This window comes from Pseudonocardia sp. GCM10023141 (assembly GCF_042653605.1).
Map to the genome: position 1 here is coordinate 1 of NZ_JBHSIR010000051.1, position 18,825 is coordinate 18,825.

At 71.8% G+C, this 18,825-nt stretch carries 19 protein-coding genes; 6 read left to right on the forward strand and 13 right to left on the reverse strand.

Features of this window, described 5'->3' with window-relative positions; genetic code table 11:
* Together ACFPFQ_RS28850 and ACFPFQ_RS28855 are read left to right on the forward strand one after the other, a co-directional pair.
* Positions 1–1,465 (forward strand): NRAMP family divalent metal transporter (locus ACFPFQ_RS28850; protein ID WP_379624380.1); only part of this gene is annotated, 1,465 nt, incomplete at its 5' end.
* Between the two features lie 213 nt (positions 1,466–1,678).
* Entirely contained in the window at positions 1,679–2,722 is a 1,044-nt protein-coding gene (locus ACFPFQ_RS28855) for a YncE family protein (RefSeq protein ID WP_379624382.1), read from the forward strand.
* 161 nt (positions 2,723–2,883) lie between these two features.
* Here the strand turns inward: ACFPFQ_RS28855 and ACFPFQ_RS28860 are convergent, their stop codons facing one another.
* The 5 genes from ACFPFQ_RS28860 to ACFPFQ_RS28880 form a co-directional block, all read right to left on the reverse strand.
* Entirely contained in the window at positions 2,884–3,255 is a 372-nt protein-coding gene (locus ACFPFQ_RS28860; protein ID WP_379624384.1) for a hypothetical protein, read from the reverse strand.
* A 134-nt stretch (positions 3,256–3,389) separates the two neighbouring features.
* On the reverse strand, positions 3,390–4,103 hold the full coding sequence (locus ACFPFQ_RS28865; protein WP_379624386.1) for a phosphatase PAP2 family protein: 714 nt from the start codon (positions 4,101–4,103) through the stop codon (positions 3,390–3,392).
* Positions 4,104–4,146: 43 nt separating this feature from the next.
* The gene (locus ACFPFQ_RS28870) at positions 4,147–4,797 is read right to left on the reverse strand and encodes a DedA family protein (RefSeq protein WP_379624388.1); all 651 of its coding nucleotides are present in this window, start codon (positions 4,795–4,797) and stop codon (positions 4,147–4,149) included.
* Positions 4,791–5,690: a phosphatase PAP2 family protein gene (locus tag ACFPFQ_RS28875; RefSeq protein WP_379624390.1), complete on the reverse strand. Its 900-nt coding sequence runs from the start codon at positions 5,688–5,690 to the stop codon at positions 4,791–4,793. Before ACFPFQ_RS28875 ends, ACFPFQ_RS28870 begins: the two co-directional genes overlap by 7 nt.
* 1 nt (position 5,691) lies before the next feature.
* On the reverse strand, positions 5,692–6,396 hold the full coding sequence (locus ACFPFQ_RS28880) for a DedA family protein (RefSeq protein ID WP_379624412.1): 705 nt from the start codon (positions 6,394–6,396) through the stop codon (positions 5,692–5,694).
* 140 nt (positions 6,397–6,536) lie between these two features.
* Here ACFPFQ_RS28880 and ACFPFQ_RS28885 point away from each other — a divergent pair, with 140 nt between their 5' ends.
* The 3 genes from ACFPFQ_RS28885 (at position 6,537) to ACFPFQ_RS28895 (ending at position 9,096) form a co-directional block, all read left to right on the forward strand.
* Positions 6,537–6,953, forward strand: coding sequence for a BlaI/MecI/CopY family transcriptional regulator (locus tag ACFPFQ_RS28885; protein WP_379624392.1), 417 nt, complete (start codon positions 6,537–6,539; stop codon positions 6,951–6,953).
* A 6-nt stretch (positions 6,954–6,959) separates the two neighbouring features.
* On the forward strand, positions 6,960–7,928 hold the full coding sequence (locus ACFPFQ_RS28890; RefSeq protein WP_379624394.1) for a M48 family metalloprotease: 969 nt from the start codon (positions 6,960–6,962) through the stop codon (positions 7,926–7,928).
* A 301-nt stretch (positions 7,929–8,229) separates the two neighbouring features.
* On the forward strand, positions 8,230–9,096 hold the full coding sequence (locus ACFPFQ_RS28895; RefSeq protein WP_379624396.1) for a ZIP family metal transporter: 867 nt from the start codon (positions 8,230–8,232) through the stop codon (positions 9,094–9,096).
* A gap of 293 nt (positions 9,097–9,389) precedes the next feature.
* On the opposite strand, the gene ACFPFQ_RS28900 is transcribed toward ACFPFQ_RS28895, so the two are convergent.
* The 5 genes from ACFPFQ_RS28900 to ACFPFQ_RS28920 form a co-directional block, all read right to left on the reverse strand.
* Positions 9,390–10,493, reverse strand: coding sequence for a hypothetical protein (locus tag ACFPFQ_RS28900; protein WP_379624398.1), 1,104 nt, complete (start codon positions 10,491–10,493; stop codon positions 9,390–9,392).
* A 153-nt stretch (positions 10,494–10,646) separates the two neighbouring features.
* A complete protein-coding gene (locus ACFPFQ_RS28905; protein WP_379624399.1) occupies positions 10,647–10,922 on the reverse strand; it encodes a hypothetical protein in 276 nt (91 codons plus the stop codon).
* Positions 10,923–11,116: 194 nt separating this feature from the next.
* Positions 11,117–11,905 carry an IS21-like element helper ATPase IstB gene (istB, locus tag ACFPFQ_RS28910; protein WP_379624401.1) on the reverse strand — a complete coding sequence of 263 codons (789 nt, stop codon included), beginning with the start codon at positions 11,903–11,905 and terminating at the stop codon, positions 11,117–11,119.
* Entirely contained in the window at positions 11,902–13,272 is a 1,371-nt protein-coding gene (locus tag ACFPFQ_RS28915; protein ID WP_379624403.1) for a Mu transposase domain-containing protein, read from the reverse strand. The genes istB and ACFPFQ_RS28915 overlap by 4 nt, the downstream gene beginning before the upstream one ends.
* 336 nt (positions 13,273–13,608) lie before the next feature.
* Complete coding sequence (locus tag ACFPFQ_RS28920) at positions 13,609–14,670, reverse strand: hypothetical protein (RefSeq protein WP_379624405.1); 1,062 nt, start codon at positions 14,668–14,670, stop codon at positions 13,609–13,611.
* Between the two features lie 750 nt (positions 14,671–15,420).
* Between ACFPFQ_RS28920 and ACFPFQ_RS28925 the strand changes: the two genes are divergently transcribed.
* On the forward strand, positions 15,421–16,107 hold the full coding sequence (locus tag ACFPFQ_RS28925) for a response regulator transcription factor (RefSeq protein ID WP_379624414.1): 687 nt from the start codon (positions 15,421–15,423) through the stop codon (positions 16,105–16,107).
* On the opposite strand, the gene ACFPFQ_RS28930 is transcribed toward ACFPFQ_RS28925, so the two are convergent.
* From ACFPFQ_RS28930 to ACFPFQ_RS28940, 3 genes are all read right to left on the reverse strand, one after another.
* The gene (locus ACFPFQ_RS28930) at positions 16,045–16,590 is read right to left on the reverse strand and encodes an SRPBCC family protein (protein WP_379624407.1); all 546 of its coding nucleotides are present in this window, start codon (positions 16,588–16,590) and stop codon (positions 16,045–16,047) included. The two genes, ACFPFQ_RS28925 and ACFPFQ_RS28930, sit on opposite strands and share 63 nt — an antisense overlap.
* 90 nt (positions 16,591–16,680) lie before the next feature.
* On the reverse strand, positions 16,681–16,992 hold the full coding sequence (locus ACFPFQ_RS28935) for a hypothetical protein (RefSeq protein ID WP_379624408.1): 312 nt from the start codon (positions 16,990–16,992) through the stop codon (positions 16,681–16,683).
* A 49-nt stretch (positions 16,993–17,041) separates the two neighbouring features.
* Positions 17,042–18,739 (reverse strand): helix-turn-helix transcriptional regulator, encoded by a 1,698-nt coding sequence (locus ACFPFQ_RS28940; RefSeq protein ID WP_379624410.1) that lies wholly within the window; start codon positions 18,737–18,739, stop codon positions 17,042–17,044.
* Positions 18,740–18,825 lie beyond the last annotated feature (86 nt).

Below are 18,825 nucleotides of genomic sequence, written 5' to 3' on the forward strand. Positions count from 1 at the left end.
ACGGCGCATTTCCGCAGGTCAACACCACAATCCGCGTACTAGACGCCCACCTGAACTGCGGAACGCAGGCCGGACGCCTGCATTTCCCCAGGTTGCTGCGATGACCAACCCCACAACCGGGGAGCACAACCCGCCGTCCCCCACCGACCCGACCAGCACAGACGGCGGGTCCCGTGCCGCGCTGCGCGACGCCCAACCGTTGCGGCCCACCCGAGGGCGCTGGCAACGACGCTGGCGCCGTGGCCGGGTCCTCGCCTACCTGGCCATCGCCGGCCCGGGGCTGATCGCGGCCAACGCCGGCAACGACGCGGCCGGGATCGCCACGTACTCCTCGGCCGGATCCCAGTTCGTGTACCGCACGTTGTTCTTCATGGTGCTGGTCACCATCGCCCTGGTACTGGTGCAGGAGATGGCGGTGCGGCTGGGCACCTACACCGGCAAAGGCCTCGCCGCGCTGATCCGCGAGCAGTTCAGCCTGCGCCTGACCGGGCTGGCACTGTTCTGCGTGCTGCTGGCCAACACCGGGCTGGTCGTCGCCGAGTTCGCCGGGATCGGTGCCGCGTTCGAACTCGTCGGGGTGTCGCGCTATCTGGTCATCCCGATCTTCGCGGTACTGATCTGGGCGCTGGTGCTGTTCGGGTCTTACCGCTACGCCGAACGGATCTTCCTGGTGTTCTCCCTCGCGTTCCTCGCTTACCCGATCGCCGCGGTCCTGGGCCATCCCGACTGGGGCCAGGTGGGCGCCAACCTGGTGTTCCCGTACTTCGTCGCCAGCAAGGACTTCGTGCTGCTCGGGGTCGCGCTGATCGGCACCACGGTCAGCCCCTATATGCAGCTCTACGCCGCCGCTGGCGTCGTCGACCGCGGGGCCGGCCCCGACGACTACCGCGCCACCCGCCTCGACGCGATCAGCGGTGCGGTGTTCGCCTGCGTCATCTCCATCACCATCATCATCGCCACCGGCGCCACGATCGGCGGCCAAGGCCCGCTGGACTCCGCCGACCAGGCCGCCCAAGCCCTTCGCCCGGTCGCCGGACCCGGCGCGGTGCTGCTGTTCGCCGCCGGGCTGCTCGGCGCCAGCGCACTGGCCGGCGCCGTGGTCCCGCTGTCGAGCTCGTATGCGATCAGCGAAGCGATCGGCGTGGAACGCTCGGTGTCGCGCCGGTTCCGGGAAGCCCCCCTGTTCCTGGGCCTGTTCACCGGTCAGGTCGCCCTCGGCGCCGCCGTCGCCCTGACCCCGGTCAACCTGATCCAGCTCCTGATCGGCACCCAGGTCCTGCAAGGCATCGTCGCGCCGATCGTGCTCACCTACATCCTCATCCTGGCCAACCGGCGCAGCGTTCTCGGTTCGGCCGTCAACGGGCCGCTGTTCCGCATCGCCGCCACCATCGCCGTTACCGCCGTTGCGGGCATGTCCCTGCTGCTGTTCGGACAAACCCTGCTCGGCATATTCGGTCTGGCCTAAGCACAGCCGTCGCCTCCCGCCGCCTTCGGCGCGCTGAGCGCGGCTACCGTTGGAGAGGCACAACAACGGGCAGCAGCGGCGCACGAGTCTCCTCGAGGGCCGGCTGTTGCGGAGTAACGGGGTGAAAGTCGGTGCGACTGCACTCATGAAGCGGCTGCGCGTGGGTCGCCGCCGGTGAACACGCCGCGGACGATACGAGCGGCGGCGGGGCGGATGAGGCGGCGATCGTGGCTGATCCTGGCGACGGTCGTGGTGGCGACGGTCGTGGTGGCGACGGCCGGTGCGGCCGCATTGGTCATGAGCGGTATCGGCTCGACGCTGCCACCCCGGGTGGCGCTGCCGCAGCGCATCATCGCGCAGGTCCCGCTGCCCGGGGACGGGTCGCGGTTCGACTACGCCAGCTCCGATGACCAGCGCGGCCTGCTGTTCATCGCGCACCTGGGGGCGAGCGAGGTCATCGAGGTCGACCTGGCCACCCACCAGGTGCTGCGCACCATCGCGAACCTGGCGCAGGTCCACGGGGTGCTCGTGGTGCCCGCGCTGCACCGGGTCTACGCCACCGCGACCGGCACCAACGAGGTCGTCGGCCTCGACGAAGACACCGGCCAGGTCGTGACCCGCTCGCCCACCGGTGACTACCCCGACGGCCTCGCCTACGACCCGCGGCGCAACACGGTCTGGACCACCAACGAGACCGGCGGCACCGAAACCGTCATCGACGCCACCACCGGTGCCCCCCGCGGCACCGTCGACCTGGGCGGGGAGGTCGGCAACGTCGCCTACGACCCGACCGGTGACCGGATGTGGGTCGCCGTGCAGGGCCGCGGCGACCTGGCCGAGCTCGACCCCACCACCCTCGCGGTCACCCGTCGGGCTCCTCTTCCCGGCTGCGATCACCCCCACGGACTGGCCCTCGACCCGGCCAAGCGGCTGGGCTTCCTGGCCTGCGACGCTAACGCCACCCTGCTCACCGTCGACCTCGCCACCGGACAGACGATCGGTAGTGACCTGGTCGGGCCGCAACCCGACGTGCTGGCCTACGACCCGGGCGCGCACCGGCTCCACGTCGCCGCCGAGAGCGGCTGGGTCAGCCTGCTCGAGCTGCATGATCGCCGCCTGAGCGTGGTCGGATCGGATCATCTGGCCGACGGTGCACACGTGGTCGCCGTCGACGAGCTCACCCACCACAGCTTCTATCCGCTGCCCGCCGGCGCGGACGGCCACCCCGCACTCCTGGAAGCAGAACCGCTCTCGTAGCCGAGCGCCGATCCGTCGGATAACGGTGGCGGGCGTCTCACCGCGTACGGCGACACCCGCGGTCGCCGCACTCGCGGGCCTCGGCCTGCCGCGCCCGACCGCGGCGGGACCGTCACCGAGCAGCTCACGGGCCGCACCGTTGTCATTGCGGGCGGCGTGTTTCAGCACCCACGTTCGCCGCCGGGCTGCTGCGCGCCGCTACCGGTAGGTCTGCGGACGCGCCGGTGCAAGACGGCGATCACGGTGGTCCCGGGCAGGAGGATGAGGCGGGTCAGCGAGACCGCGCTGGGCCCCGACCCGCGAGCGGTCGGGGCTACGGGCTGGGGCCTGGTGCGCACCAGCACCCAGACCACGGTGGCATTGACCGCCACCGCTCCAGCGCCGCCGGCGACCAGGACCGCGGCGATGAGCCAGGGAAGGCTGGCGCGGTGGCCGCTGATCAGCAGCAGCGGCCACCAGACCGCGCCGAAGCCGCTGAGCATGGCGGTCAGCGCGGCTCGCGTGTGGACGCGACGGAATCCGTGCTCGCGCACCGCGCGGTCTACCAGTTTCGGCAGGCCGGACGCGGCCCGCTGCTGGGCTGGCCCCGTCGCGGTGCTTGACGCTCGGGCCCACGCCAGGGGCGGCCACGGGCTATCTCCCGTGCGGGGTGCTCGGCGGCTACTGGTCATGGCCTCGGGTCGGTCCTGCTCGGCGGGCCGGATCGTGGTCGGCCGGTCGTCGTGGGCAGCGGTCGGGTGGCGAGGAACGCCGCTCCGGCGATCCACACGACGCCCAGCGCCGCACCTGCGGTGACGTCGCTGGGGTAGTGCACGCCCAGCAGCACCCGCGACGCACCGACCGACACGGTGAGCAGGACCCCGACGGCGAGCAGCAGCGGCCGCCGGCGCCGGGCCACCAACGGGAGGGCCAACAGCACGAGCGCGCCGTAGCCGGCGGCAGTCCCGGCGGCGTGGCCGGAGGGGAAGCTGTACCCGGACGCGACCGCCACCGGATCGGCGAAGTACGGCCGGGCCCGGGCCAAGAGATCTTTGATCCCGGTTTCGCAGGCCAGTTCCCCGAACCGGGCCACCACAAGCAGGACCGTCGCCCGCCAGCGCCGCCCGATCAGCAGCACGACCGCGGCCACGGCGGTGACCACGTCGACCGCCACCGGGCTCCCGATCGCGGTGGCCGCCCGGGCTGCGGCCAACAGCCACGGCTGGGACATCACCGCGGAGTGGGCGCCCTGCACGGTGGCCTGATCCAGGTCGAGCAGCGGCGCCCAGTGCACCCCGACAAGCAGACCGAGCACCGCCACGACAGCGGCGCAGGTTACCGCCAGCCAGCCCAGCATCCGGGTCGGCGACGGCAGCTGCGGATCCGGCGGGTGCGCGGTCATGTCCGGCCCTGCTTCCCGACGGCGGACACGATCGCCCACCGGGTCACCGCGGGTCACCGCCGGGCTCACCCTGACGCCCGTGGCGGCGCAGCAGGTGCCGTACAACGAGCGCGACGACGACGACGGCGAGCGCGATGAGCAGGTAGAGCTCGTAGCGTTTGGCCTGGGCGTAGATGGCGTCGAGGTGGTTGCCGGCGAGGTACCCGACCGCGCTCCAGGTTCCGACCCAGATGGCCGCGCCCAGCGCGTTGAACAGCAGGAACCGCCGCCACGGCATTTTGGCCATCCCGGCGACGATGCCGTTGGCCTGGCGCAGCCCTTCGACGAACCGGGCGATGGTGACGACCTTCCCGCCGTGGCGGGTGAAGAACCCCTCGGCCTTGCCCAACCGGGATTCGGTGAGGAACACGTAGCGGCCGAACCGCAGCACCAGCGCGCGGCCGCCGAAGTGACCGATGGCGAACCCGACATTGTCCCCGGCCAGCGCGGCGAGGAACCCGATCAGCACGACCAGGACGATGTTGAGCTGCCCGGCGCCGGCGTAGACCGCGGCCGCGATCAGGATCGTCTCCCCCGGAACGGGGACCCCGAAGTCCTCGAGGAACAACAGCCCACCCACGGCGAGGTAGCCGTAGGAGTTGAGGATCGGCGCCAGCGACCCGAAGATCCCGGGCAGCGCGGGTGGCGTCACCACAGGGTGTCCCGCGGGCTTGCGGCCCACGTCTGTGCCGCGGACGGCGCCGGGTTGGATCGCGCCGGGTCGAGCGCCTGCTGCTGCGGGGCGCCGCCGTCCTTCTGCGAGCTCGCGATGAGCTGACCTGCCTGGGTCAGGTCGGGTTCGATCTCGGGGTCCTGCGGCGCGGGGTTCTCCGGCGCGGCGTGTGCGGTCAGGAGCGGCCGCAGGCGGGTGCGGGCCAGCCCGGTGACCGTCAGGGTCAGCGGCGGGCGCGCGAGCAGGTAGCCGACCACGGTGACCGCGGCGCCGAAGACCAGCCCGACGAGCACATCACCGGGCCAGTGCGCGCCGACGTACACTCGGGCGAACGCCATCAGCAGCGCCGCGGCCGCGGCGAGGTATCCCAGGCGCCGCGACACCAGCCACACCCCGGCCGCGACGGCTCCGGCCATCACGGCGTGATCGGACGGGAACGCGTAGTCGGCGCTGCGGGCGACGAGTACCTGCGCGGCGGGCAGCACGGTGTAGGGCCGCAGCTCATGCACCGAGGCCACCACGATCTGGTTGAGCCCGAGGGCGATCAGCATCCCCACCGGCGCCCACAGCGCCGCCGCCATCCTCCGTGCCGGTCCTCCGCCGGCCGATGCAGCGGACGGGACCGACGGCGCGGAGCCGGACGCCGCGGAGCAGGACGGCGTTCTCGTCGCGCGCCGGGCCAGCCACCACCCGGCCAGCAGCAACGCCGCGAACCCGACCACCCCGTAGGTGGCGTAGCCGACGATCACCGGGTGCAGCCAGCCGGCGTGCGTGGCGAAGGCGTTCACCGCGTCGAACCCGCCGCGGTTGGCCCAGTTCAGGAACGTCTGCGTGTCCTCGACCGCGCCGCCGAGGATGTCGGTGAGCCCTCGCATCTCAGCGCACCGGCTCGTCAGTCGCGGCCGTGCTGTGGTGTGGTGGGCGGCGTCGGGAGCGCCGCAGCTCGAGCCCGAGCGGGAGCAGCGAAACGACCACCACGGCGGCGATCACCGGCAACAGGTAACGGTCCACGTTCGGCACCACCGAGCCGAGTGCGTACCCGGCCAGGGTCACCCCGACCGACCAGACCAGCCCTCCGATGACCTGCCACAGCGCGAATGTCCGTGCCGGGACTCCGATCACCCCGGCCAGCGGGTTGAGCACGGTGCGCACCACCGGGATGAACCGGGCCAACACGATCGCCTTGCCGTAGCCGTAGCGGTCCAGCAGCTCCTGCGCGCGACGCATCCCGGCGGCCAGCCGCGGGCGGTCCCGGGCCAGCAGCGCCGGGCCGGCGCGGCGCCCGATCAGGTACCCGACCTGCGCCCCGGCCAGCGCCCCGACGGCGGCGGCGGGCAGCACCCAGCCCAGCTGCAGATGCACCGCCGCGCCGGCCGCGGTCGAGCAGAACAGCCCCGCGGTGAACAGCAGGCTGTCACCGGGCAGGAAGAACCCGACCAGCAGCCCGGTCTCGGCGAACAACACCACCAGCACCGCCAATGCGCCGGCCCACGACAGCAACGACGTCGGGTCCAGGACGTTGACCGCCAGGACCTGCCCGGCGGCCGCCGCCGGGCCGGAGGCCAGATCGGAGAACAGCATCGTGATGACGGCTTCCTCGCTCACAGGGGAACGGCACGCGGCCCGACTCGTGCACCACCGCCGTGTACCTACAGTGCTGTAGGTAGCAGCTCCTACGCTACTGTAGGTGAGTGATGGGTGCGAGTGAGGGGTCGGACACGGTGGGTACCCGAGCAGACCGGCGCCAGTCCGGGGAGCTGGAGAGCGAGGTTCTCGCGGCGTTGTGGGCCGCGGACGAACCGCTGGTCGCCGCGCAGGTGCAACAGGCCCTCGGGCCCAGATTGGCCTACAACACCGTGCAGACGATCCTGACCCGGCTGCACGCCAAGGGCGCGGTCAGCCGGGAACCCGCCGGACGGGCGCACGCCTACCGGCCGGTGCTCGACGACAACGGGTTGACCGCGCGGCAGATGCGGGCGCTGCTGGACAAGGGCACCGACCGGGCCGCGGTGCTGCGGCGTTTCGTCGACGAGCTCGCCGGCCCGGACGGCGACGTGCTCGCCGCGCTGCTGCAGCAAGCCCACCACCCGGCCCCGATCACCCCATCCGCGTCTGGCTCGCCGGGCATCGAGAGCTGAGCCCTCATGCGTCTCGACGTGTACGTGCCGGTGCTGGCGGCGCTGCTGCTGGGCGTCGCGGTGCGCCCGCTGGCCCGGCTGCTGCCCCCCGGGATCGGGTTCCGGGTGCTGGTGGGCGCCGGGCTGATCAGCGCCGCCGGATGGGTGTGGACGCTGGGCCTGCTGGCCTGGACCGCGGTCGGGCAGATCCCCCTCGTCGCCCGCTACGGCGGCTGGTCGGTCCCGGTGCTGCAGGCCGACAACCCGGTCGCGCCGGCCATCGCCTACAGCGCCGCCGCCGCGCTGGCCGTGGTGTCCGTGATGTTCGCGCACGCCTCGATTCGGCGGCTGCGCGCGGTCGCCCACAGCTGGAGACTCGCCCGGACGCTGGCGCCGGCCGGCGGCGGGGAGCTCGTGGTGCTCCCCGAGTCTGCGGTGGAGGCGTTCGCACTGCCCGTCTTCGACCACCGTGTCCGACGCCCGGGACGCGGGCTGGACCGCCGCCGCGGGCACATCGTGGTCACCGCCGGCATGCTCCGCGTCCTGGACCCGGCCGAGCGTCGCGTGCTGTTCGCCCATGAACGCGCCCACCTCGACGGCGCGCACCACTGGTGGCTGCTCGCCGCGCAGCTGGCCGCGGCCGCGAACCCCTTCCTCACCCGGCTGCCCGCCACCGTGGACTACCTGCTGGAGCGGGCCGCCGACGAGACCGCCGCCACCGCGGTCACCGACCGGGGTCTCGCGGCCCGCGCGCTGGCCCGCGCCGGGCTCGCCGCCCTGCACCATCCGCAGGCCCCGGCTCGGGGGATCGCGCTGGCCTACACCGGCTCCACCACCGCGGCCCGCATCACCGCGCTCCTTGCCCCGCCACCACAGTCGCGCCGGGCCCTGCTCATCATCCTCGTCATGACGGTCGCGCTCGTCATGGTGGCCGCAGCGGACGCCGGACGCGACCTCGAGACCCTGTTCGAACTCGCCATGCACACGCGGGGATGAGCCACCCGCCCTCCTCATCGCATCCCCGCCACGACTCAACCTCCTCGACGCGCCGGTCGTGCTCTCGTCGTCCCAGTGGTTCCATGACGCTGGTCGCCGGCCCGGCGTCGAGGTGCCGGCCGGCTCACCCCGTGGCGGCTGGCCGCCGCGGCGTCGTTCTACAGCGGGTTCGCCCTCGCGCTCGGCCTCACGTCGTGACCGGGATCTGGGACCGGCATTGACAGATCCGCCACGATTAGCTGAGCCTGCCCTGCACGCAGGGTTGCGGAGGGTGTCCTTCGCGGGACGGGAAGGGTCACTGATGGATGAGGGACAGACGCTGCTGCTGGGGTTCATCGCCGGGGTGACGATCCTGCTCGGGCTGCCGTTGGGCCGGATGCGCGCGCCGGCGCCGGGGTTGCGGGTGTTCCTCAACGCCGTCGCGATCGGCATCCTGGTGTTCCTGCTGTGGGACGTGCTCGCCCACGCCTGGGAACCCGTCGACACAGCTCTGGGTGCGCTGCGTGACGGCAGCGGCGATCTGGGCCCGGTGCTCGGCTACGGGACGCTGTTCCTGGGCGGGATCGGGGTCGGGCTGCTGAGCTTGGTCGGCTATGAGCAGTGGATGACCCGCCGCGCCGGTGCGCCCCCGAGCAGCGCGACCGCGGGTGGATCTGTGGGTGGTCCGGGGGCGATGGCCGCCACCGAGGTGCCTGCGCGCCCGGCGTGGTCACCGGCGCGGCGGTTGGCGTTGCTGATCGCGGTCGGGATCGGTCTGCACAACTTCGGTGAGGGCCTGGCGATCGGGGGCAGCGCCGCACAAGGGCAGATCGCGCTGGCCACCCTGTTGGTGATCGGGTTCGCCCTGCACAACGCCACCGAGGGCTTCGGCATCGTCGCGCCCTTGGCGGCCGACGGCGACCGTCCCAGCTGGGGGTTCCTCGCCGTGATGGGTCTGATCGGCGGCGGGCCGACGTTCCTGGGTACCGCGCTCGGGCACGAGTTCAGCAGCGACCCGCTCTCGGTGGTGTTCCTGACCCTCGCGGCCGGGTCCATCCTGTATGTCGTCATCCAGCTGACCGGGGTCGCGCTGCGCTCGCCGCGCCGCACGCTGCTCTACTGGGGTGTGCTGGCCGGTCTGGCCGCCGGGTTCGTCACCGACATGGTCGTCACCGCCGGCGGCGCCTGAACCCGACCCGTAGACGACCATCGACACTAACCGGATCGACGCCGTCCGCAGCGCGCGGATTCCCCGCGCGTCCTACCGTGAGGGTGTTCCCGCGACCGGGTGCCCCCGGCCGGGCGCAGGCCGGCGGCCGCGGCTGGATCCCCTCCACAACCGCGGTCGCCGACGTCGGATTCGTCTGGTGCCGGGCACCGGCGAGCAGAACTCCGACGGCGACCTCGCCACTTCATCCGCGGTAGGCCCGGTCGGATCTGCAGTGGCCAGGTAGCGAGGAGGGCTCACCACCGGTTGTGGGGTCAGGCAGGCACCGGTAGGACGGCGATCACCGGGCACAGCGAGATGAACCCGGTGGCGTTGAGGTCGAGCTTCGGGTTGCGCGGTCCGGTCCCGAAACTGGTCAGGTTCCCGGCCTGGGCCTGCTGCTCGACAGCCGCGTCGCTGCGCAGCTGGGTACGGGCACCCGCGGCGATCGCGGGGTCGGTCCAGACGCCTGCGGTGACATCCCAGACCGGGCCGTAGAACTGGCTCGACGCCCCGCCCGGCTCCTCCTGGATGATGTTGAGCGGTGCGCCTTCGCCGGCCAGGGCGGAGTCGAGGCCCTGGCGTTGCGGGTTGGTCACCCCGGTCGGTCCGTTCACGATCGGCACGATCGCCTCCCGTGCTGAGGTGGCCGGGTCGTCGGAGGCGATACCGGGGGCGGCGGCGAGGTTCGGGGCATACGTGCTGGACTCGATCGCGGCCAGCAGCGGGTCGGAGGCCTCGGTGCGGATGTAGAGGATCGGGTGGTGGTCGTAGAAGCCGCCGAACAGCGTCAGGGTCACGGTGTTGTGCAGGTCGTCGATCGACACGACGCTGTCGTTGCGCCCGGACAGGTTGGAGATCTGCGGCATGTTGACCACCACCCCGTCCCCGGTGGAGGTGAGCGGGCTGTAGGCGGAATCGCCGATCGCGCCGGGGGCGTAGGCGGTGGGCGGGAAGTAGTTCGGCGCCGAACCGGGGGTGACCGAGCGGGTCGGGGAGAAGTCCACGGTGCCGGCGAAGTGCACCGCCCCCAGCCGATCCACCGTGGTGTGCTGCACCGCGGCGGTGCCCAGCGCGTTGGCCAGTTTCGGGGCGAAGTTCACCCCGTGTGCGGCGGCGTCGGCGGCGGAGGAGGACTCGGTGACGATGTAGCGCACCGGCAGCCCGTGCGGGCCGATCCCGGTGTGCAGGGGCAGTGTGACCGTGTGCGAGGTGACTTGCGGCCCGCCGGGGCCGCCGTCGAACGCGAGCGCGCTGGGCAGCACCTCGGAATCGGCGGGGGCGGCCGCGGCGGGACCGGCGGTGACCAGCGCGATTGGCGCGGCCAGCGCTGCTACTGCCAACAGTCGCAGCGCGGTGGTCTTGAGAATCGTGGGCATGGCGAAACCGCCTCTTCCTCGGATAAATGACAGGGCAACGGTGGAGGTGATCGGGTTGATGGCGCTCGCCGAAAGTGCCCAGAGTTGCTCAGCGAAAGTGCTCAGCTGAGGGCCGGGTCGAGGCTGCCAGTTCCGGCGTGGTCGGGCAAGTAGTCAGGTGACGCGTCGCAGGGTGCGGCGGTTCGGTGGTTCGGGGATGGCGACGTGCGCCGCGGCCGGCGGGACGATCAGGGTGAGCAGGCTGATCGGCTGGCGGCAGTGCGGGCAGGTCTGGGTGGTGTGCGTGCTGCCGGGTTCGGATGGGGGTCGGGCGCCGTTCGGGACGTTCGCGTCGTTCGTGACGTCGCGCTCGCCGTTCGGGACGTTCGTGACGTCGCGCTCGCCGTTCGGGACGTTCGCGACGTCGCGCTCGCCGTTCACGGCGTTCACCGACGGCGGGATGGCGTTCTCGGGTCGGCCCTGGGATCGGCGCCGCCAGGCGGCGGCTCGGCAGCGGGGACTGCAGTAGCGCTGCCGGGGTTGGCTGGGCGTGGGTCGCCACTGGGCGCCGCAGACGGGGCAGGGCCGAGTTCCCGTGGAGCCAGCGCTGTGACCGCCGGCGGGGTGCTCGGTGGTGGGCGGGTTCATGATCCGACCGCCTTTCGCAGGGTGTCGGTGCGGGCCTGGTGGGTGCGCAGTCGGTAGGAGGGCCCGTCGATGCCTAGGACGACGGCGCGTTGCAGGAGCCGGTCGAGCATGGCCGCGGTGACCATCGGGTCGCCCAGCCGTGATGCCCAAGACGCGACCCCGAGGTTGGTGGTCAGCACGATCGAGCCCTTGAGATGGCGTTGGGTGATCACCTGGAACAGGGCGGCGACAGCTTCCTCGGGGACGTTGAGATACCCGAGTTCGTCGATCACGAGCAGTCGTGGGCCGGCGAAGAAGCGCATGCAGGTGTTCCAGCGGCCCTCCAGCGCGGCGCGGTGGCAGCGGGCGGCGAGGTCGGTGGCGGAGGTGAAGTAGACCCGGTGCCCGGCGTCGACCGCGGCGCGGGCGAGGCAGATCGCCAGCATCGTCTTCCCAACCCCGGGCGGGCCGATGAGCAGCACGTTGGTGGCGTCGTCGAGGAACCGCAGGGTGGCCAGGTCGCGGACCAGGGCCTCGTCGACGCCGGGTTGGGCGGCGAAGTCGAAGTGGTCCAGCGTCCAGGGCTCGGGCAAGCAGGCGAACCGCAGCCGGCCCGTCTGGCGGCGGGTCTCGACCGCGCCGACCTCGACGGCCATCAGCTGCTCCAGGGCCGCGGTCAGTCCGAGGCCCTGGTTGCGGGCGGTGTCCAGGACCCGGGGCAGGGCCTCGGCGGCGTCGGTGAGCTTGAGGTAGGCCAGGTGCGCCCGGAGCCGCTGATAGATCAACGCCTCGCTGTTGCCGGTCACGACCTCACCTCCGCGCTCGTGGGGGCGCTGGTGTTCCGCTGGCGGTCGGCGGCCGCAGCGACGTAGTCCGCGAAGTCGATGACCACCTGCTCACCGGGCCCGTTGTGGTCCCGATCGCCGCGCAGTCGGGCGGCCTCCGCCCGGGCCGCGGGCGAGGGCGGACGGCGCAGCTTGCGCTTGCAAGGTGCGCGGTCGGTGAACGCGCCCAGCACGCTGCGCTCCAGCGCGGCGACGTGCTCGTCGTGGCGGACGGTGGCGCCCGCGGAGTCGGGCAGGCGGCGGTGCCGGGCCAGGACCACGCCGCCGCCGGTGATCAGGTCCAGGGTCGCAGTGCCCAGCCGGTGCGTGACCGTCACGACGGCGCCGACGTGGCCGGGGCCGACGGAGTAGCGGTTGCCACGGAACGCGACCAGGCCCTGCGGGCTCACCTTGGCCGAGGCGGTGAGCAGGGCTGGGTAGGGGCCGGTCGGGACCGGGCGCAGCGGCTCGTCGACGGCCAGTGCGGCGACGGTGAGCCGTTCTCCGTCCCGGCGGCGGGGACGTCGATCCCCGACCCGGGCGCAGAACCGGTCCAGGCTGGCCTGTGCTGCGGCCGGTGAGAGATCATCAGGCAGCGTGCGCCACCAGCGCTGCGCCGCGGTCAGGTTGGCCTTCTCCACCACACCCTTGCGATTCCCGCGTCGTGGCGGGCAGATATCGATGCCAACGGCGTAGTGCGCCGCCACCGGCCCGAACGTGGCGGTCAACCGGCCCGAGTCGGGATGACAGACCGTGGCCATCCGGTCGAACCGCCAGCGCCGGGTCAACCCACCGAGCCGGCGCACGACGGCGTCGAGGGCCTCGATCAGGTGCGGCTGGTCTTCGGCCGGGGCGAGCACTCCACGCCACTGCGACGAGTGCGCCAGCGCCCCGACCAGCAGGTGCGCGGTCTTGCCCCACCCCCAGGCCGCGGGCGGATCCGGCAGCTCGAGCCAGTCGAACTGAGTTTCCTCCCCGGCCGGATGGGCGATGATCGCCACGTCCCGACCCTTCGCGACCTGGCAGGGCTCACAGTGCGGGCGCAGCTCGCGGGCCCGCAACTCCCGGGTCAGCGACGGATACGACCCGCCATAGCCGAGCTCGGCCAGCTCGTCATGCAGCGCGCTCGCCCACAGGTGCGGATCATCCACCAGCCGCTGACGGGCGTACTCGACGAACGGATCGAACCCGCCCGGCCCGGCCGGGGCCCGCACCCCCACCACAACGTCGTCGGACAGGTAGCGGCGCACCGTGCGCCGGTTGATCTGCAAGTGCCGGGCGATCGCCGAGATCGACCAACCCCGCGCCTGAAGTGCTCTCGCTTCCACAACGCTCTCCCATGCCAGCATGACCGGGCGGGCTCCCTCACCTCGTGATCTCCAGCAGAGACCACAGAGTTGAGGGAGCCCGCCCACGTCGACGGGACCTCCGTCGGCGCGTCGCCCTGGCTGGGCACTTTCAATGAGCAGGTCTGAGCACTACTCGATGAGCGTCATCAGGGTTGATGCCCAACGCGGCCGAGCCCGCCTGGAGCTCCGGGAAACGGCCCGGAATCGATGGACCGCACCCGTCAAGAAGCACATGGGCAACGACGAAGGGCATAGCTCCGGCGCTCGGGGTGCGCCCCGGGACGGCGGTATCGGCCGCCCTCGGGGCGCATCGCGGTTGGTGATGGGCGCGGCGGGTCAGCCGACGGCGACGATGGGGCAGTTGGAGATGAACCCACCGGCCGGGAACCCACCGAGGCTGGGGTTGGCCGGGCCGGTGCCGCCGGTGATCTGGCCGTTGCCGAACGCGCTGGCCACGTCGCTACCGGAGACCAGCTGCCGGCGCTGTCCGGCGTCGATCGCGGCCTGGGTCCAGAACACCGGGTGCACGTCCCACGCGGGGGAGTAGCGGCCGTTGCCCTGTCCGGGGATGTCCTGGTTGATGTTGAGCGGGTCGCCCTCGCCGCGCAGGGCGGAGTTCAGGCCCTGGCGTTGCGGGTTGGTCGCGCCGACCGGTCCGTTGACGATCGGCAGGATCGCTGAGCGGGCGGAGGTGTTCACGTCGTTGGAGCCCAGGCCGGGTGCGGCGTCGAGGTTGGGGGCGAAGTTGGAGGCCTCCGCGGCGGCCACGACCGGGGAGGAGGCGTCGAGGTGCAGGTAGATGGTGCGGTGCCCGTTCCAGAACCCGAAGAACGTCTTGAGCGTGACCTTGTGGTTGGGCTTGTCGATGGACACGATCGAGTCGTGCTGGCCGGAGTTGTCGGCGATCTGGGAAGCCTCGAACACGATCCCGCCGCCGGTGGTGATCAGCGGGCTGTAGGTGGCATCGCCGACCGCGCCGGGAGCGTAGGTGCCGCCGCCGAACTCGTTGCCGGCCGGGCCGGGGGTGACCGAGCGGGTCGGGGAGAAGTCCACGATGCCCGGGAACTCCACCACCCCACCCGGAGCGGACGCGTTCTGCACCGCGGCGGTGCCCAGGGCGTGGGCGAGCTTGGGGGCCCAGTTGACTCCGCGCCGTGCGGCGTCGGCCTGGTCGGAGTCGTCGGTGACCACGTAGTACACGGCCTGGCCGTTGTGGGTGCCCTGCAGCAGCGGCAGGGTCACCGACTCGGTGGTCGGGTTGAGGCCGGTGGCGGAGGTGATCTGCAGGGTGAACCCGCCACCACCGCTCGCGGCCGCGGGGCCGGCGAAACCGACCGCCGCGGCGAGCGCGAGCACACCGCCCGCGGCGATCGCAGGAAGACGTCGAGATCTGGGCATGACAAGGTCCCTTCCGAGCACATGAACGGGACGTGCATGGGGTCGGAAGTCGGCGCCGAATCCGAACGAGATCACCCGAGCAGGTATTGATCCACCGCGGTGGTCACGCCCCGCTAGTAGACGCCTGTTGCGGGCTCAATCGCTCACACGTTAGGGGGCGGTCATGTATCCGTAACAAGCCCGATGGAGGCCGTCGAGTACGCCGCCCTCATGGTGGCGCATCCCCCACGGCCTCCACCGGGAACAACCCCCAGCTAGGTCAACCTGGCTGTGGACGACGCCCGAAATCGGTGGCGTCGTGGCAGGGCTATCGCCGACATCGCCCATCAAGTCGTCGGGTCGGTCAGCAGGTTGCGTCGCGCCCTGTCCATTGACTCCACTCCGCCCCGGTCTACGTCCTGTCGTTGTGCTCCAGCCTGGCCCCCGGCCTGCACGCCGTCACGGCTGTTGGATCATGGGAGCGCGGGTGGGGTGTCTGCTCGCCGGCCCGGATGAACCGCTGCCCCGCGTCCGGGCCGCACCCGCGCTGTTACCCGCGGGTTTCGGCGCGTCGCCACCGCCTCGCCCAACTCATCAACCGACAGCTGACGTCGCTGGGTCTTCAATCTTGCGCGGGCAAGATCAAGCAGCCGGTTTGGTCGCGGATTGTCCTCGTGTTCTCACCGCAGGTTCGGCAGGTTCCGACCGCCTGGGACACGATGCGCGGGCACACCCGGGAAACGACGATTGCGTGAGTTGGGTGAGACGGTGGTGTCGAGCGTTCTGGTCGTCGATGACGAGTCCCGGATCCGCGACCTGCTACGACGGGCGCTGCAGGCCGAGGGCTACCAGGTGCAGACCGTGGCCACCGGTGCTGCCGCGCTGGCTGCGGCCGCGGATCATCCGCCCGACTTGGTCGTACTGGACCTGTATCTGCCCGATATGCACGGGCTGGACGTCCTTGGATTCCTCCTCGCGGCAGATCCCGATCTCATCGTGCTGATCGTGTCCGCCGCCTCTGACATCTCCCCCGTCGATGCTCTCGAGAACGGGGCTCAGGACTTTCTGCCCAAGCCCTTCGCGCTCGCCGAGCTGCTGGCCCGCGTGCGGTCCGGGCTGCGCAGCCTTCCCCCGGTCTCGCTGGCTGGGTCGCTCGATCACCCCGTCATGGAGTCAGCCGGTACGGTCGTGACCCCGTGGCGGCGGCAGCGCTCGCTCGAACTGGTCGGTTACGCCCTCGACCGCCTTCGCGACACTTCCGGAATAGCCGTGGTGGACGCCGCGATCGACCAGGCTGACGCCGCGATCGCCGACACCGAACCCGGTCACCTGACCGACGCGCTACGCGATCTGCTGGTCGAGATCCGACACTGCCAGCGCGCCGGTCAGATGTCCTCACCGGCACTCGAGGCCAGATTCCGTACCGCTGCAGCCGCTCTCGCCCGCCCGGACAGCTGAGGTCCAGCCCCACGCGAGGCCGTGACGGATAACGGTTAGGCGGCGTCGGCGTGTTCGCCTTCGACGATGTGTTTGAGGGTTGTCGAGGTAGCCAGTCCATTTCTTGCGGAGTTGCGCCGGTAGCAGTGGTTCCATGAGCCGGAACACCCCGGAGGTGGCGGCGTCGACGTGGATGTCGAGCCTGGTGCCTGTCGTGGTGGGGGCGAATTCGAGGCGTTGGGTGGGCCGCACGCCGGGACCTGTCAGGTTCTCCAGCACCACCCGCCGGTCGGGCACCCATTCCCGCACGATCATGCCGAACTCTTTCCGGCCGAGGAACTGCACGATCTCGGAGAACGTGGATCCCGGCGTGAGGGGTAGCTGCGCGCCGCGGACCTGCCGGACGTCGGGTCGCCAGTGCGGGATGTTGTGCGGGTCGGTGGTGTAGGCGAACACCTCGGCGACTGGTCGGTCGATGGTGATGCTGTGGTCGAAGCTGAACATCAGAAAACTCCGGTGGCGAAAGGGGGCTGGGGCAGGAGTTGGCCGTGCCGGGCGACCACCTGGGTCACCCGGCACGGACGGTCGGGCGGCTCAGCGCGCCTCGGCCGTGGCGGGGAGCTGGCGTTCTCCGGTCTGGGTGATGATCTGATGGGCCGGGTAGACGTGCGGGGTGGGTGCGATCCCGGCCTTCGCGCTGGCCGGGCCGAGGATCTCCCCGAACGCGGCGAACGCCTCCTCGGAGTCCCAGACGTCCAGGACACCGAAGCCGGTGTCGGTGCGGTAGCAGACGTGGTAGAGCCGGGCCGGTTGGTGCAGCGCGGCGTCACCGGCGGCGTCCATCGCGGCGTCGTACTGGGCCAGGGTGCTGCCGGGTGGGAGTTCGAACAGAACGGCGATCGCCATGATGTTCCTCGAATCGGATCGGAGGGTGGTCCGGTCGAGGATGGGCTGCTCAGGTGGGCGGGCGGATGGGTGCTACGCCCCTATCTTCGGCGGCGAGCACCAGTGCGGCGCGGTCGGTGGCGCCGGTCTTGCGCAGCAGGTTGGCGACGTGTTTCTCCACGGTGCGGGCCGAGAGGTGCAGCCGGGCGGCGATCTCGCGGTTGCCGGCCCGTTCACCGACGAGCTCGAGTACTTCGGCCTCGCGGGCGGTGACCCCGAGCCGGCGTAGCCGGCTGTGTACCTCGCGGTCGACCCGTCGGTCTCGCGGCGCGGGCATGCCGGCGTGGCGGAGCATCGATCGGCAGGCCGAGGCGACGCGGGGGTGTCGGTCGGTGAAGAACATGGCGCTCTCGCCCAGCCAGGCCGGCGGATCGCCCCAGCCGTCGTGCAGGGCGCGCTCGGCGACCAGCCGCAGTCCTAGGGCGCGGAACAGTGGCATCGGGGCTGCGACGACCAGGGCGGCCTCGACCCCGTCGGGGTCGGCGGTGACCGCCGCGGCGGCCAGGCCGGCCCAGAGATCGGTCCAGCGGGAGCCGTTGGCGCGGCTGCCCGCGAAGTCGGCTACCTCGTCGGTACTGGCTTGGCCGTCGACGGCGCGCAGCAGCAGCCGCGGTCCCTCGCTGGGGTTGATCGCCAACGCCGGCCGGTCGGTCAGGCGGGCCTGGGCCACCGCGAACTCGTGGTGGGCTCGTGGCCGGTTTTCCTGCAGCAGCGAGCGCATCGCCCGGCACATCGCCCACGTCCCGACCAGGATGTCGGGATCGTCGCCGGCCAAAGCTTCGGCCGCTTTGATGTGGCGGGCCATGTCGGCGAAGCGGCCCTGGTGGGTGGCGATGACGCCATGGAACAGCTCGGCGGCGGCGAGCACCGGGAGCCGGTAGGCGCTCGCGGTCCGGTGGCAGCGCTGCGCGGCCTCGACGGCGGCCGGGTACTCGGCCCGCATGACGTAGAGGGCGGCCAGGTTGACGTCGATACCGGCGGCGGTGGCCACGGCACCGGCCTGGTCGGCCTCATGGCGGGCTTGCTCGAGACGGTCCGGGCGCACGTCGCGGAACATGGAGATCGTGCCGAGCTCGTTGAGGGCACGCACCCGCCAGACCTGCGAGCCGGCCCGCTCGGCGATCTGCAGGGCGTCGGTGAACGCCTCCTCGGCCCGGGCCAGGCTGGTCACCCTGGCGCACCGGCCGAGGACCTCCAACGCCTCGCACGCCACCTCCGGCAGCTTCGCCGCGGTGGCCGCCTGCGCGGCATGGTCCGCGAGCCGCTCAGCGGTGCGCAGGCGGTCGACGCCCACCTCGGCCAGCGCGAGGTGGGCCGCGACGGCCGCCGCGCGGGCGGCCAGCGCCGCGTCGGCGCCGGTAGGAATGCGGTCGAGATGGGCCCGTGCGTCGTCGGTGTGGCCGGCGGTCAGCGCGGCCCTGGCCAGCAGGAGATAGATCTCGGCCTCCGCGGCGGGTTCCGCTTCGGCGAGTACGGTCTCGCCCAGCTCGAGTGCCTGAAGGTCCCCGGCGCTGGTGAGCGCCTCGAGCAATGCCCGGCCCAGATCGGTCCGCAACGGTCCCGGGCGGGCCAGCTCCCGGCCGCGCCCCAGCACGGCCGACGCGGTGGCCAACGCCCCCCTGTCCAGGGCCTGGCGGCCCACCCGCAGCAGCAGCTGAGCGGCGCGTTCGGGTTGGCGCCCGGTGAACCGCAGTTCGGCGACCCGCAACCACAGATCGTCGTCCCCTGTCAACGATTTCTCAAATTTGACCCCCTGGCGGCTCCGGAAAGTTGACCCCTGGGTTGGTCTTACTG